The sequence below is a fragment of the Flavobacterium chryseum genome (assembly GCF_004362015.1).
Taxonomy (GTDB): Bacteria; Bacteroidota; Bacteroidia; order Flavobacteriales; family Flavobacteriaceae; genus Flavobacterium.
Genome location: NZ_SNWW01000017.1, coordinates 1 through 12,618 on the forward strand (window position 1 = coordinate 1; position 12,618 = coordinate 12,618).

Here is a 12,618-nt window from a genome sequence, read left to right on the forward strand (position 1 = left end):
TGATCTCTTTTACAAGAATAGGGTGGTCACTTTAAACCGGAATCAACTGATCTCTTTTACCGGAATGGCATGCTCACTTTTGCCAGAATTTGCAACCTTTATTTATATCTGAATTGTAAGCTTGATAAGTGTAATTTTCTATAAAACGATGATTGCAGATTTTACAATAGTATTGCTGTTTATTGTTTTTTGTTCTACCATTTTTAACAACCTTTTCCTCATTACATTTTGGGCAATTTACATCATCACTAACTCTGGAACACCATGTCGGACTTTTACTCATTTTAGCTTATTTAAGGCAATATTAAAACAAAAAAAATGAGCATTACTGCTCATCTTTAAATTATTTTTTACTGATATTTATTCTATTTCAATACGTTAGAAATCTAAAATCTCATATCACTAACTTTGAAACACTACCCTAAAAATTCGCTATTTGTCATTATTTTATCTGAATACATTTGAAAACTTGTATTGACTAACATTTTTTGAATCACCATTAGCTATGTTATGAAGCCAATGGAATTTAAATCGGTAATGAGAATCAAATTGAACATATAGAAAACTTTGGTGTACAAATCCGGATCTCAACATTCATCAATACTATAATCAAAAAGGATAAGTGTAGTTCACCCTTTTTGATTATAGTTAAGTAAAATATTTCATGATCAACAAACAAACTTATCCCCAAGGATTCCATTCTAATGAATCATCTTCTCGCCATAATCCTTTTCCCTCTTTAACATTTATAGCCTCCTTAAGGGTAGAATCAATTCCTAAAAGAATACCAAATGGGACTGCTTTTATATTAGCTTTGTCAATTTCATCACTATTATCTGTAAACATTTCCCATTCATCCTCTTCCCATCTCATTAATTCTGTAATTCTTTTACCAAATAATGCCTCACTATTAGTAAAAACAAGTGTTCCCTCGGCTATAGGATAAGTCCATTCATTAACTAGCCACTGCCAAATTTTATTCTTTTCAGCATTGAATTCAATAGACATATCTGGAACATCTAATGTTTTATTATTTTGATCAGGAACGATTTGTAAAACTATTATTTTTTTTCCTTTATAATAATCTTCTATACCATCTAACATAAGTGAAATCCATGATTCATTAACTTTTGAAAGTGTATACGATTTCAAGTCATCGGATTTAAAATTCATTTTCGTCCAATCCGAATTAATCTTTAGTTGCTCGATTATATTTTTCATAATCTCAGTAACTTCCTTCAACTTAAATATTTCGCCACCAGCAAATACTAGTTCAAATCCTAAAGTATATTCAAGACCAATTGAATATGAATATCTTGGTAAGGCGCTTTTACCAGCGACGGTCGTAACATGATAACCAAAATTTTTAATATGTGAATTAATGATCGATTTAAATTCTTCTTTTTTCATTATTTATGAATTGTTTTATGACAATCTTTACACAAAATATTAGTGTTTTCTTTTGTAGTTTTCCCACCATCTGCATGTCTTTCAGTATGATGTGCATCTGCTGTTTCAGTTGTTACTTCTTTATTGCATCCCTCACATGTACCTCCTCTTTCTTCAATAGCTTCTGCTTTTTCCTTTTTAGTCAAAGTTCGTTTTGGATCTCTATCTGCTTTAGCCACTGAACCTTTTCCTTTTCCTGGTTTTGGAATATCCTCTAATTTAGTTTTTTCATTTGCATTAGATTTTGATTTATCTATGCTTTGTTCCATAGCATTCTTAGGAATCAAATCAGTTTTTACATCAGAACCTCCAGCTACTGTTTCCCAAAGTTCACCAAAAAAATTCCCAATGCTCTCCCATGTGCTAATTCTAGGCACGGATTCTACAGTCATACCTTCTAATGCAACACTGAAATCAGCTCCTGCACTTTCCGCAGCTAAAGTTTCTGGCGCAAATTCTACTTCTAAAGCTAGAGTAGCAGTAATAGGTTCTAGTCCTTCTAATTCACGACTATCAATAACTCTATTTCCACTAAAAACATAAGGTGCCCAATCTCGATATTTTTCTGTTAAAGGATCTACACTCATAAACCTACCAATGGCAGGATCATAGTTTCTCCATTTAAAACTGTCCCAGCCCAGTCCCAGCTCGTCTTGACGCTCTTGTCCTTGGAACTTATACTTATAGGGTTCTGTAAACCTTTTTTATATAAAACAGCCCCTTGCAAAAAATCTCCATATAAAGAACGTCCAGTTACATTTTTCTACAATACGAAAGTAGATTTAGTTCAACTATTTTCCTAATAAATTTTCACTTATAGCTATAAAAAAAGCCCCCATTTAAAATGGGGGCTAACGTGTTTATGAAGCATAAATTTAAACTGCATTTCCAAATTCAAGATGATTTTTCACGAATTTCTTCTGTTCCTGTTTAAATTTAATATCTTGTTCAAGCTCATATTCTCTTTGTTTTTCAACTACCCTGTACCAGCTTAACGCCGGAATTACATTATCTGAATGTATCTCTAAACGTACAATAGTTTTTTCATTGGGCAAGCGATGCTCATTTAAAATTAAACTTAATTCCGTTTGTTTTAAATTGATATCCTCAGCAAATTTTTTCTGTACCTTATAGCTAAATTTAATATAAGTTTTAAGAAAAGATGCAAATGATCTATTTTCATCATACACTTCTGACTTAGCATAATCCTCCATTAAGAAACGCAATTGCAGAACTTTAGCATATAATTTTTGATTGTCAGTCAGGCTCTCTCTGTTTTTTCTTCTAACTTCCGCTAGTTCTGCAGAGGATTCTTTTTCTTCCTTTTCAGATAGGGGATTCTTAAATACAATCGAATCCGCTACTTCTTCAAGGCTGTACTTTTCGTATATGTTTTTAGTTTTCATATCTGATATTTATTCATTAAATTAAACAATGGTTTACTTTCGAGATAGATTTGTCTTCCGGCATCTTGAAACCCATATTGTGCCATATAGTAACTTTTTAACTCCGTTTTTGGATGCAGAGAAACAAAAGCGTAATCAGCGTACAACCTGACTGATTCACGGCATGCAAAGGCTATTAAATTTCCTGCTATCCCATCATAAATCTTATTCTTTCCAGTATTTATAACAGACGATGCCAACAATATTATCTCAACCCTGCTTTCACTTGGAATATCCTTAAGGGACATTAATCCTAAAATTTCATCATCATCCGGAAACTTCAATTTGTAAACGACATTCTTTTTTTCTAATTCCCAATCAAAATGGTAATCATCCTCTGTTATAAAAAGATAGTCTTCTTCTGAGACTAACTCTATAACAACATCTTTCTTTTGCGAACTCTTCACATGGGTTATTTCCATAATGTAAAAATACAAACAAATAATTTACAAATTTGTAAATTATTTGTTTTTTATAGATTATTTAATACTTCTTTTTAGCTTAGTAAATCCTACGATATTAAAACTTTTTCATCCAAAAAATAACTATCATAAACTTGGAAAATATCGATTTATAATTTCCCTCTGATGTGAGCTGTTAACTTTGATGTATTTTTCCGTAGTTCCCGGCCATTTATGCCCCGCCAGTTCCTGAGCCTTCTCTAAAGAAATATTTTTCTCATTGAGCCAGTTGCAGATCACGCTCATTCTTATGGTCTGCGGATTGAGTTTCCGATCGGGAAACAATCCCTTTAGAGGGGCAATCATTGCATGGATACTGTCGACCGACATAGGCTTGCCAAGCTTTGTAATAATTAGTTTTTCGGTTTTACAGCGAAGCATTTTGGGTCGGGTTTCCTGCAGGTAATTGAAAAACAAAATCATCTGCCTTGGCACTAGGTTCATTCTTCGTTTATTGAGATTTTTCGAAGCTTTGATATAAACCGTCCCATTATCCAGATCAATATCTTTTACAGTAAGCCTTATAATTTCATCACTTGTAAGTCCCTGATAAATAAGTAATGATAATAAAACATTATTTCTAACGTCCAAATGCCTGTAACGGTTCTCACGTTCCAAGAGCAGTTGCAGTTCTGGACTGCTGAACAAATCCTGCACCTGTATCGCCTGATTGCTGTTTACTTTAATATTCAGGCGTTTGCATGGATGGTCATTTCTGTAACCGCTCATGACCAGATAATCATAATATTTTTTGACTGCCGATAAGATGACAACACGATATTTGCTGTTGGACTGCCTTGCGCTTATTTCTTCCATATACTTGACGATATTGCCGTATTTGTAACGCTTGGCTTTCGGATTCAATTTTAAAAAGTGATTGATCGCAAATAAGTAGCTTGATACTGTCTGTGGGCTGTAATTTTGTAGCAGGAACTGCTCTAAGGTTTGTTTTGTCATATCAGATTACTTAAAAGGTTGCGACTGGTTTTCGTTTCTTGTTTTTAATGGCGTAGATATAGGTGGTATTGATATCGGAATGCCCCAGAAACCTTCTTATAAAATCAATCCCTGCATTATTCTCCGCCAGATGATTTGCAATGCTGTGCCTGAGGCAGTGGAGCGTAATATCTTTTTTTATCAGTTCAAAATTTTTAGTCTGCTCGATCATTTTCTTTAGGATATCATTCAGATTTTCCCCTGTGCTTCGCCTGCCTTTGGAATTAATGAAAAAGGCTTCTTCTATCTGGCTTTTCCCCGCCAGCCTCTGACTGCGCTCTTCCTGAATGTACTTTTTTAAGTAGCCCATAACCGTGTCGCTCATGGGAACTTCACGCCTTTTGCTGTTTTTCCCGCTCCTGACCACAACCATTCCGGTAGCCAGCTTTACATCCTTTAAATCCAGCGCACTGATTTCAGAACGCCTGAGTCCGCATCCATAAGCTACGGAGAGCAGGGCACGTTCGAGTTCATTCTCGGCATGCTTGTACACCGTTTTTATTTCTTCTACACTAAGGGTGTTTCTTGACTCTTGTGTTCCTCCCTCATAAGAGGGAATATAATAGCCGTTTTCAATTTCTTTGTTTTCCATCAGGTTCAAAAGGAACAGTCCCTGCACAAAAAGATGAAACTTGATGCTTTTCTGCGACAGCGTTCCTTCGCCCCTGAGCTTTGGCCTTGCAATTAAATACTCAAAGTATTTGATTGATTCTTTGGAAGTCAGCTCCTGAATCCTGCTGATTCCCGATTCTTCCAGCCAGACCAGAAATTCTATCAGGGTATTTTGGTACATCCTGCTTTTGCCGGTCTTATAATTCCTGACCTTTATAAAACTGTCAAAGGCATCCAAGAGCCTTCGAAATTCTTTATTTTCTATCCTGTTTTTCATCTTTTTAGTGTTCTTAAATTAATCTATTTTAAACCCGTCGCTTACTCGCTTCGTGGAACACGGAACACCAGTATCGTATACCCAGTAAATACAAGAGCTCCGGTGTTCCGCTGGTGTTCCGGGGCGTTCCATTTTTTGCTTTTTTGTATGTTTTTCTGTGTTTTTTGCATTTTTAAAGATTCTAAAACTGCTCCAATTGTGCGCCCAGTTCTTTCCTGATCTTGCTTTTTAGTTTCTCCATATTGTCCCAGTAGCTTATCACATATTTGAAACCCCTGTTTACAGAGCCTTCAATTGCCTGAATGTATTCGAGTTCCTGCAACAACTGCATGTACCGGAATGAAGAGGTCTTGCTGATGTTGAGTTTCTGGCGTATTTCCCTATTGGTAAAACGGTGCGTTGTTCCGTTCTGCTGGCTCTTTACGTAGCCTTTTAGGTTTTCAAAAAACTGTCTTGTGCTTTTGTCCAGTTCATCCACTTTGATGATGATGGAGGTAAAGAAAATATCAACGGCAGATTTCACGTCTTCCTTGGTGGCGATCAGCCTGCCTTTATTGTCCGTTTTTCTCTGGTACTGGTGCAGGATGGTAATCTGCGAAACAAAGTTTTGAAACTGGCTGTTGAGCCTTCTGAGCATCTTGGCTTCAAGTGGAAGGGTAAGTTTGTCTGCAAATGGATTGATCACCTCATAGGATTTCAGCACCCGCATGGCATTTCTGAGAAGCTGTGTCGCCTGAACCTCATTTTCGTTATTGCCTTTTCCTGCAATCTTCTTGTTTTGGATCGCTATGATCCGCATGGTCTGTGCCTGGCTTTCATCCACGCCCAAGATTACCGAACGGCTCATATTGTCATAATATACCTCGGCTTTGGTTGTAGTGGTCATACTGGCAAAGTGCGCCTGTACCTGTTTGATCCTTCCCCTGTTGTTTCCAAAGATATCTTTGACCACTGTGGAGCTGGTCAGGAACTTGGCTGATTGCATTTCACGAAAGGCATACTGAGCCTCTTCATCGAGTCCGTCAAAATCCTGAATTACGATCAGCTTATTGATCAGTTCCTTATCCCTGTAATGGTATAGGGATTTGCTTGTAATACGGGTCATGTTCATCACGTCTTCCTGAGGCATGCACTGCGCAATCCCGTTAATCAGATGGCTTTTTCCTTCCCCGCTTGATCCCTGCACGATGGCATGCATCAGATACGGCATCTTATAACTCGAAGCGAGCACGAAAAGAACCATCCTGTTTTGCTCTTCCCCGACAATTCCGTTCTGCTCCAAGAGCTTGTTTATATTTTCCAGCAGGTTTGGTTTTGAAAGAAATTCGACCGCTTTTTCATGTGCCTGCGGTGTAAGTTCTTTTTCAGAGTAGCGATCCGTAACGGGATTTATTTCCGCATCAAAAAGGGCTTCCCGATGCTGTTCCAGTAAATCCGTCAACTGTAAAAAGTCTGTTTCGAGTTCCTGAAAGTCAAAACCCTGCTTCTCGGAGAGTTCCCCGCACTGGCTCTGCACGCTTCCAAAATCAAAAAGGTCGACTTTAAGCCTGTGTTTCTTCTGTGTAGTATGTGCCACAATCTGTAATGATACCCTGAGGTTTCCCAAATCCATAGGCAGGTTGCCTACAACGAAAAACACTCCTGCGATGCCTGTATAGCTGATCTTGTAGCCGTTTACAATCTGCAGGGTGCTTCCTGTCTTTTCTTTTTTTGCACTTTTTAAAAGATTCGATATTCCGTCCTCTCCATAATTGACCCACATGTCATTCAGACTGTGCCCCTCGGGAAGTTCCACTATTGAGAGTGGAACGTCGGGTCTGATCTCCTGCATTTGTAACCTGATCTTTTCCATTTTCTCACCGCTTAAAGATTATTATTTCTTCCAATTCATATAATGACCTGATAATTTCCAAATGCTGTTCCAGCAGTTCCCCTTCATGCAGGGCAATAACCGCTTCCCTCTGATCCAGTATCCTGCTTTGTATTAGACTGGCGCAGTCAATGACAGTCGGCGCGAGATACAGTTTTTTAGTAAGCGGATGCGGATATGCAGGATAAATTCCTTTCTGATTTAAATATTCTTCCTTTGGGCTGTCCAGATCAAAACGCAGTGCAAAATAATTTACAATGGTATTCTCTTTGTCCAGTAAGGGGAATACAAGCCCGTAGCGTCCAAAGACGGTATAGGCGGTCAGTGAATCATCCCGCACTCCTGCATCACTCTTGGTAATTACACCCAGCTCTTCAAACCTTTCTTTGGATTTCAAGGTTTTTCGGTGGTGGAACTGTCCTGAATTAAAGCCGATCCGAAGATCAGAATATTCCAGTCCGATGCTTTTAAGGTACTCCTTGGGCTTTAAAGCCTTCGCACTTCTGATGCCTGTTTCAAAAGACCGGAACAGTGTTTCTAAACTTTCCATAAATAGTAAAGGTTTTCCATTATTTTAGGCGGTAAGGCACGCCCAAGCCTTTGGCGGTACTGCTTTATATCTAATAAGGTATAGAAGTCTGCCGGCAAATATAAAATGCAGTTTTGAATTTATTGCAGTAATGGTAAGGGCTGGCACTATTTGTCTTTCGATGGCGTTAAGTGCTCAGGACATTTTTTTTTTTCGGGGCTGGGTGACCCAGCGATCTTGTAGACAGGTGTCGGCTAAATGAGTTAAAACTGAACCCAGCTTTCATAATTGCGGAAAATCGCAGGGCGGACACCTGATGCGATAAATTAAGGAGATGGTTTGGTACATAACCGGGGAATTGTATTTTTAATAGCAGGCAATTAAAAAAATCCCAATAATGTATCCTATCAATTTTTTATATACGGTACATTGAAAATCGTGTTTCATACATTTGATGTAAATAACACATGCTTAGAAACAGACTTAAAGCTTTGGTTTCCTGCGCTTATCCTTGCGTTTCATCTGATTGGCAAATGCTGTTTCCTGAAAATCTTCCCCTTGGTTTTCAGGTAGTAAGCTTCCAAACGCTTCAATGATATTGTTTTGATCTGCACTGTCATAAGTGTCGTGTTTCTCAAAAAAGTCCGGTACAATCTCCGGCTGGATAGTCTGGTTTTCTGCATTGGAAGTCAGTGCTGAATCATTGCTATTTTTTAGTGGCTGATCTGTTTTTACTCCGTTATTCCACCAGTCATTAAAGACATTGGCCGAAAGGTTTCTGCCTAGCTCTGATCCGTTGTAAACACAGCGGGATTCGTGGTCAATAAAAGTAATGCCGTAAATACGCCCTTCACCATTTCGACGTACCACAAGATTAATACCCTGTTCCAAAAGCTTTTTCTTAAATTTAGATTCGTTTGAAGCAGTCTGCATTGCTGATTCGATCCTGCCTTTGAGTGCTCCCTTAGCGGGACTGCCTTTTAATTTCGTCCTGCTTTGCCCATAATGGGACTCAAGTTCTATTAATCCGGCATTTTTTCCAAACAACGAAGCCTTGAAGGGATTGCTTGCTTTTTCTCCCTTGTCATTGAGTGCAAAATATACCAGTCCCTGTTTTGGGATTCCGTTGTATTCGCCCCTGACTTCTTCTGCCGTAATTTTGAAAAGGGAAAGAAGCGCATTATATGCCCCGAAAGTTTGGAACTGGTAGTATTTGGGCAGGTGGCGGATAACCGAAGCCATCTGGCTTTTTATATCGCCTTCTTTGTAATTTATGGGTTTGAATACAGGGCTCTGTGAGTTTTCTTTTTTTTCAACCGCAGAGATCAGTCCGTATTCTTTTTCGAGTGTCCGGCAGACAGCCATCGAACGCCTTTTTTCAAATTTGTCTGATATCTTCCTGCCGTCCCCGTCCACGCAGACCGATACGATATGGATATGCGTGCGGTCAATATCAGTGTGTTTGAATACTGCAAAAGGCTGGTCTGCGTAACCCATTTCCTTCATGTACTCCTGTGCCATATTCTCAAAATCAGCATCGCTTACGGTATCTTTGGGGTCAGGGTTTAGTGAGATATGTAGTATCGGTTTTTCCGTTTTTCGGTTGGCCAGCAGATGCAGGTCAAAAGAACGGGATAACTGCTCCATGGAATAGCTTCCGTCAGGAGCTTCGATAATCTTCTGTGTAAACAGAATATGGGCATTTTCTTTTTCAACCTTTTGGTAATTGTAGGCCAGTGCACCATACAAGCTTGCGCCTCTTGCTATTTTCGCTATCATTTCATGGGTTTTCTTTCAGGTGCTTTGCTTCAAATTCCCCCGTAAGCTGTATTATCTTTTGTGACAGCAAGGCAAATTCTGCTGTCTGTTTTTCCAGCTTGTACAGATATGCCAGGGCTTTCTTTTCGGAAAAATTACTATTGAGCATTTTTACAACCTGATTGTAATTTACCCCCACAGCCCTGAACTGCCCGAATAAAGAAGTCAGGCGCACATAATATTCCATTGCAGTCTTGTCAACCTTTATCGTTTTGATGCCCTTTTGGAAAATGCACGCCGTGATAAAGTGCGCCATAACATTCATGCCAGACTGCTCATAAAGGGTTAGAAAACGGGCGTTTTCCTCGGCGGTAAGACTGATCGAATAGCGGTGCACGGCGGGATCTGCTTTGGGATGCCTGCCTCCTTTATACGCTCTGGGTGTATTGCTTTTCACTGGATTTAGTTTATTATTGGTCTGGGGATTTTATTCCCTGCCTTTTCTTGGTCTGCTCTGGGTATTACTCCTACATGCCTAAGCCTTTTTTCTTCGGCATATTTTCTTGTTGCTGTTCATTCTGCCCTGTCTTAAAATCAATTTTCAAGGGCTGGTTGGTACGCTGTCTGAGTGACTCTTTTTCAGCCGGGCTTAGATTATTGTCCCCGCTGTAGTTTAGGTTACGTAAAACCGTTTTCACCGGTCCCATAATATCCGCAGGCTTTGCAGGCTGTTGTGCAGGGTTCTTTTCCTTTGGGTCAATTTTGATTACCAGAAATTTTCCTAACAGTTCGCTGATCCCTGTTTTTGTCGGGTTTCTAAGCTGTCTGAAAAAATTGGAAAAGAAATTGGTTAAAAAATTTCCGCCCCTGTCTATCCTGATAAACGGATTGCTCTGTCGGATGCCCTTTTTTTTGTTTTTTTTCTTCTTTTCTTCCTCCGGTTTTGGCGGTGTGAACGGCTTTTTTTTCTTTTTCTCCACCTTATCCTTTTGCTTGTCTTTTTTCATGGTCTTTGATTTTAAGCCAAAAGGTAATTCTTATACTTTCAGGCTCTGCTTTTTGGCACTCTGTGGCTTTGTTTGGCGGGACATGTCCGGTTTTGGACGGGATGGATTTTTATTTTATCCGAAAGAAATAATAAAAAGAAAACTAAGATAGGACGGGCTGGATCAGCCTGTCCAAAAGCTTACGGCATAATGTCTTGCTCGCGTACTCACAAGCCACCCTTCGGGACTTATTCCGTTTCCTTTTGGCCTGTCTGCATCCCGTCCTGTGAAACTGCTTTCTTTTTCTTTTTTCCCTTTTTCTGTTTTCTTTGGAAAAATATTTTTTTTCTTGGTTTCTGTACAGGCTCAGTTGAGTGCCGTTTATAAATCTGCAAAGATTTAAGGATTTATAAAAAAGTATTTTTTACCTAAAAACTTAAAAAATGGGTTTGTTCTTTTCATTGAAGCTTGCCGTTATCTGCTGTTCGAACTCATGGAAATGATGTTCCAGCAGATTGCTGAGATAGGCATAGATGGTAATGTTGTCCTCTCCGATAACCTGAACGATACGGGTGAGCTTTTTGTGGTGGTCGGGATCGATATATACTGATTTGCCGTGGCGTGCAGTACTTTTTACTTCCCTGAAAAATATACTTTCATAGTCAGCCTGATTATTCCTTTTTGCCCGGCTCTGCTCTTTTGCTGTCGGCTTTTCCTTTTCTGGCTGTTCAGCAGGTGTTTCCGTATCGACATTAAACCCTTCTTTTCTCACTCCATCCACCATCAGATCCATCATTTTTCCTTCATCGATATCAGGTGTCACTTTTTTTTCATTGTCGCTGTTCATCGTTTTTATTGTTTTATTTATTGTCAATTTTCGTTTTGCTTTTAAACAGTACCGTATAACTGCACCTGTTTTTATCCGTAGCTCCGGTACAGTTAAAGGAGGTTCGACTGCATAAAAATGAACACAGCTGTCCGTCTGTCTTATCTGCTGTACAACTAATTATGTCCAGTGCTGTACGGTTGTAAATGATGCCTTTGTTGTTGTACGTACCGTCATTTGTCTTTTCAGGCATTGGGAGCCACGTATCACCGTTTGTACGTTTCTCTGTTTACCTGATTTATTGTCTGCTGGGACAAATAACAGGAAATATGGCCAGACTCTAAGAATATGGCGCTCGAAGGCATTATTTGGCCTTCATTGGCCTGCTTGTAAAAAGCTATTACTCAAATACTCGTATCGAAATTCGAAATGGATACTTCAGCTTTTTTTCTAAAAGAAATTACTTAATACCATTACAATAAAAAAAAGGGCAACAAGCCCTTTCAATTAAAATCCATCTGTAAAAATATTTTCGAGAGAAAATAGCAAGTTGTGTTCTGAGATGCTTGAAATGAATTCAGCATCTCAAAACCACTTGCCCTTGCAGGGGCTGTAAAAAAAACTCCAAAGTCGTTTTTTTAATTAGTTGTATCGAATGTTTTCAGTGTTAGCTTTCCTTTTTATAAGTTCACCTGATTTTTTTAGTATCAATATCATTTTAAACATCCTTTCAGGTTTACGACGTTTTTTTATACTCCATAATTCTAAGTTTTTTTTAGGTATTAAAGGAAAAAACTATTACTTTTTGTCCATAAGGCCTGTATTTGCTAGCCTTTTTATGTGTTTTAGCTTTTTTAGTAGGCCAGTAAAATGGCTCGTTTTTTGCAAATTTTGGCTCGTTTTTCGTAACAATCCTTCCAGAATATTGTTTTAATTTAGCTTTACAAAACACTAAAGATGTGATTACTAGCTAATTTTAGCAGTATAAGCTGGGCTGAATTGGTATGTGCAAATCTCATATAAGCTATGATTCACAGAGAGGCTAAGAGAAAACATGAAGATGGAAGTCTCTTTTAAAAATACTATAGTAGATATAATCTGCTGGCTTTGTATTCTGCTATTTGCATAGGCTGATATAAGCAAAATATTAGAATTTGAATTTTGTTATTCAACTTTAAGTCACAAACGGCCTTTTCTCTCCCGTTTTGATATGAGATAATCCTGAATGGATAAGGGTTAATTATTTATTTTAAAGAATTTTACAATATAGTTATCAATTATAATAAAATTTAGCCAACGTTATAAGTAAAATGGATCGTTTTTTACATTTTTTGGATCGTTTTTGTCAACAATCCTTTGAAAGCTATGTTTTAATTTAGCTGTATAAAATATTTACCCCGTGATTTTTA

Annotated in this window: 12 protein-coding genes and 2 pseudogenes; all 14 read right to left on the reverse strand. The window is 38.3% G+C overall.

Features of this window, described 5'->3' with window-relative positions; translation table 11 throughout:
- Positions 1-97 precede the first annotated feature (97 nt).
- Positions 98-283 (reverse strand): annotated as a pseudogene (locus tag EV143_RS20360) (IS1/IS1595 family N-terminal zinc-binding domain-containing protein); the annotation flags it as partial.
- Positions 284-681: 398 nt separating this feature from the next.
- A complete protein-coding gene (locus EV143_RS20365) occupies positions 682-1,410 on the reverse strand; it encodes a DUF4262 domain-containing protein (RefSeq protein ID WP_133509770.1) in 729 nt (242 codons plus the stop codon).
- Positions 1,410-1,841: an HNH endonuclease signature motif containing protein gene (locus EV143_RS21925; RefSeq protein WP_317128081.1), complete on the reverse strand. Its 432-nt coding sequence runs from the start codon at positions 1,839-1,841 to the stop codon at positions 1,410-1,412. Before EV143_RS21925 ends, EV143_RS20365 begins: the two co-directional genes overlap by 1 nt.
- Positions 1,842-1,955: 114 nt before the next feature.
- Positions 1,956-2,123 (reverse strand): annotated as a pseudogene (locus EV143_RS21930) (RHS repeat-associated core domain-containing protein); the annotation flags it as partial.
- 201 nt (positions 2,124-2,324) lie between these two features.
- The gene (locus tag EV143_RS20375) at positions 2,325-2,855 is read right to left on the reverse strand and encodes a hypothetical protein (RefSeq protein ID WP_133509771.1); all 531 of its coding nucleotides are present in this window, start codon (positions 2,853-2,855) and stop codon (positions 2,325-2,327) included.
- Positions 2,852-3,316: an N-acetyltransferase gene (locus EV143_RS20380; RefSeq protein WP_133509772.1), complete on the reverse strand. Its 465-nt coding sequence runs from the start codon at positions 3,314-3,316 to the stop codon at positions 2,852-2,854. Before EV143_RS20380 ends, EV143_RS20375 begins: the two co-directional genes overlap by 4 nt.
- Before the next feature lie 126 nt (positions 3,317-3,442).
- Positions 3,443-4,312: a tyrosine-type recombinase/integrase gene (locus EV143_RS20385; protein ID WP_133509773.1), complete on the reverse strand. Its 870-nt coding sequence runs from the start codon at positions 4,310-4,312 to the stop codon at positions 3,443-3,445.
- A gap of 10 nt (positions 4,313-4,322) precedes the next feature.
- Positions 4,323-5,240 carry a tyrosine-type recombinase/integrase gene (locus tag EV143_RS20390; RefSeq protein ID WP_133509774.1) on the reverse strand — a complete coding sequence of 306 codons (918 nt, stop codon included), beginning with the start codon at positions 5,238-5,240 and terminating at the stop codon, positions 4,323-4,325.
- Positions 5,241-5,421: 181 nt separating this feature from the next.
- The gene (locus EV143_RS20395; RefSeq protein WP_133509775.1) at positions 5,422-7,092 is read right to left on the reverse strand and encodes a hypothetical protein; all 1,671 of its coding nucleotides are present in this window, start codon (positions 7,090-7,092) and stop codon (positions 5,422-5,424) included.
- A gap of 4 nt (positions 7,093-7,096) precedes the next feature.
- Positions 7,097-7,660 carry a hypothetical protein gene (locus EV143_RS20400; RefSeq protein ID WP_133509776.1) on the reverse strand — a complete coding sequence of 188 codons (564 nt, stop codon included), beginning with the start codon at positions 7,658-7,660 and terminating at the stop codon, positions 7,097-7,099.
- Positions 7,661-8,122: 462 nt separating this feature from the next.
- Complete coding sequence (mobB, locus tag EV143_RS20405; RefSeq protein WP_133509777.1) at positions 8,123-9,418, reverse strand: conjugal transfer protein MobB; 1,296 nt, start codon at positions 9,416-9,418, stop codon at positions 8,123-8,125.
- A 1-nt stretch (position 9,419) separates the two neighbouring features.
- Positions 9,420-9,854: a conjugal transfer protein MobA gene (mobA, locus tag EV143_RS20410; RefSeq protein ID WP_133509778.1), complete on the reverse strand. Its 435-nt coding sequence runs from the start codon at positions 9,852-9,854 to the stop codon at positions 9,420-9,422.
- Between the two features lie 70 nt (positions 9,855-9,924).
- A complete protein-coding gene (locus EV143_RS20415; RefSeq protein ID WP_133509779.1) occupies positions 9,925-10,404 on the reverse strand; it encodes a hypothetical protein in 480 nt (159 codons plus the stop codon).
- Between the two features lie 415 nt (positions 10,405-10,819).
- Positions 10,820-11,230, reverse strand: a complete 411-nt coding sequence (locus EV143_RS20420) for a DUF3408 domain-containing protein (protein WP_127340904.1) — start codon at positions 11,228-11,230, stop codon at positions 10,820-10,822.
- Positions 11,231-12,618: the final 1,388 nt, after the last annotated feature.

What these genes read in the sequence shown, in the direction of transcription:
- EV143_RS20365 (WP_133509770.1), bottom strand. Translation starts at nt 1,410, where the DNA reads ATGAAAAAAGAAGAATTTAAATCGATCATTAATTCACATATTAAAAAT.
- EV143_RS21925 (WP_317128081.1), bottom strand. Translation starts at nt 1,841, where the DNA reads ATGACTGTAGAATCCGTGCCTAGAATTAGCACATGGGAGAGCATTGGG.
- EV143_RS20375 (WP_133509771.1), bottom strand. Translation starts at nt 2,855, where the DNA reads ATGAAAACTAAAAACATATACGAAAAGTACAGCCTTGAAGAAGTAGCG.
- EV143_RS20380 (WP_133509772.1), bottom strand. Translation starts at nt 3,316, where the DNA reads ATGGAAATAACCCATGTGAAGAGTTCGCAAAAGAAAGATGTTGTTATA.
- EV143_RS20385 (WP_133509773.1), bottom strand. Translation starts at nt 4,312, where the DNA reads ATGACAAAACAAACCTTAGAGCAGTTCCTGCTACAAAATTACAGCCCA.
- EV143_RS20390 (WP_133509774.1), bottom strand. Translation starts at nt 5,240, where the DNA reads ATGAAAAACAGGATAGAAAATAAAGAATTTCGAAGGCTCTTGGATGCC.
- EV143_RS20395 (WP_133509775.1), bottom strand. Translation starts at nt 7,092, where the DNA reads ATGGAAAAGATCAGGTTACAAATGCAGGAGATCAGACCCGACGTTCCA.
- EV143_RS20400 (WP_133509776.1), bottom strand. Translation starts at nt 7,660, where the DNA reads ATGGAAAGTTTAGAAACACTGTTCCGGTCTTTTGAAACAGGCATCAGA.
- mobB (WP_133509777.1), bottom strand. Translation starts at nt 9,418, where the DNA reads ATGATAGCGAAAATAGCAAGAGGCGCAAGCTTGTATGGTGCACTGGCC.
- EV143_RS20415 (WP_133509779.1), bottom strand. Translation starts at nt 10,404, where the DNA reads ATGAAAAAAGACAAGCAAAAGGATAAGGTGGAGAAAAAGAAAAAAAAG.
- EV143_RS20420 (WP_127340904.1), bottom strand. Translation starts at nt 11,230, where the DNA reads ATGAACAGCGACAATGAAAAAAAAGTGACACCTGATATCGATGAAGGA.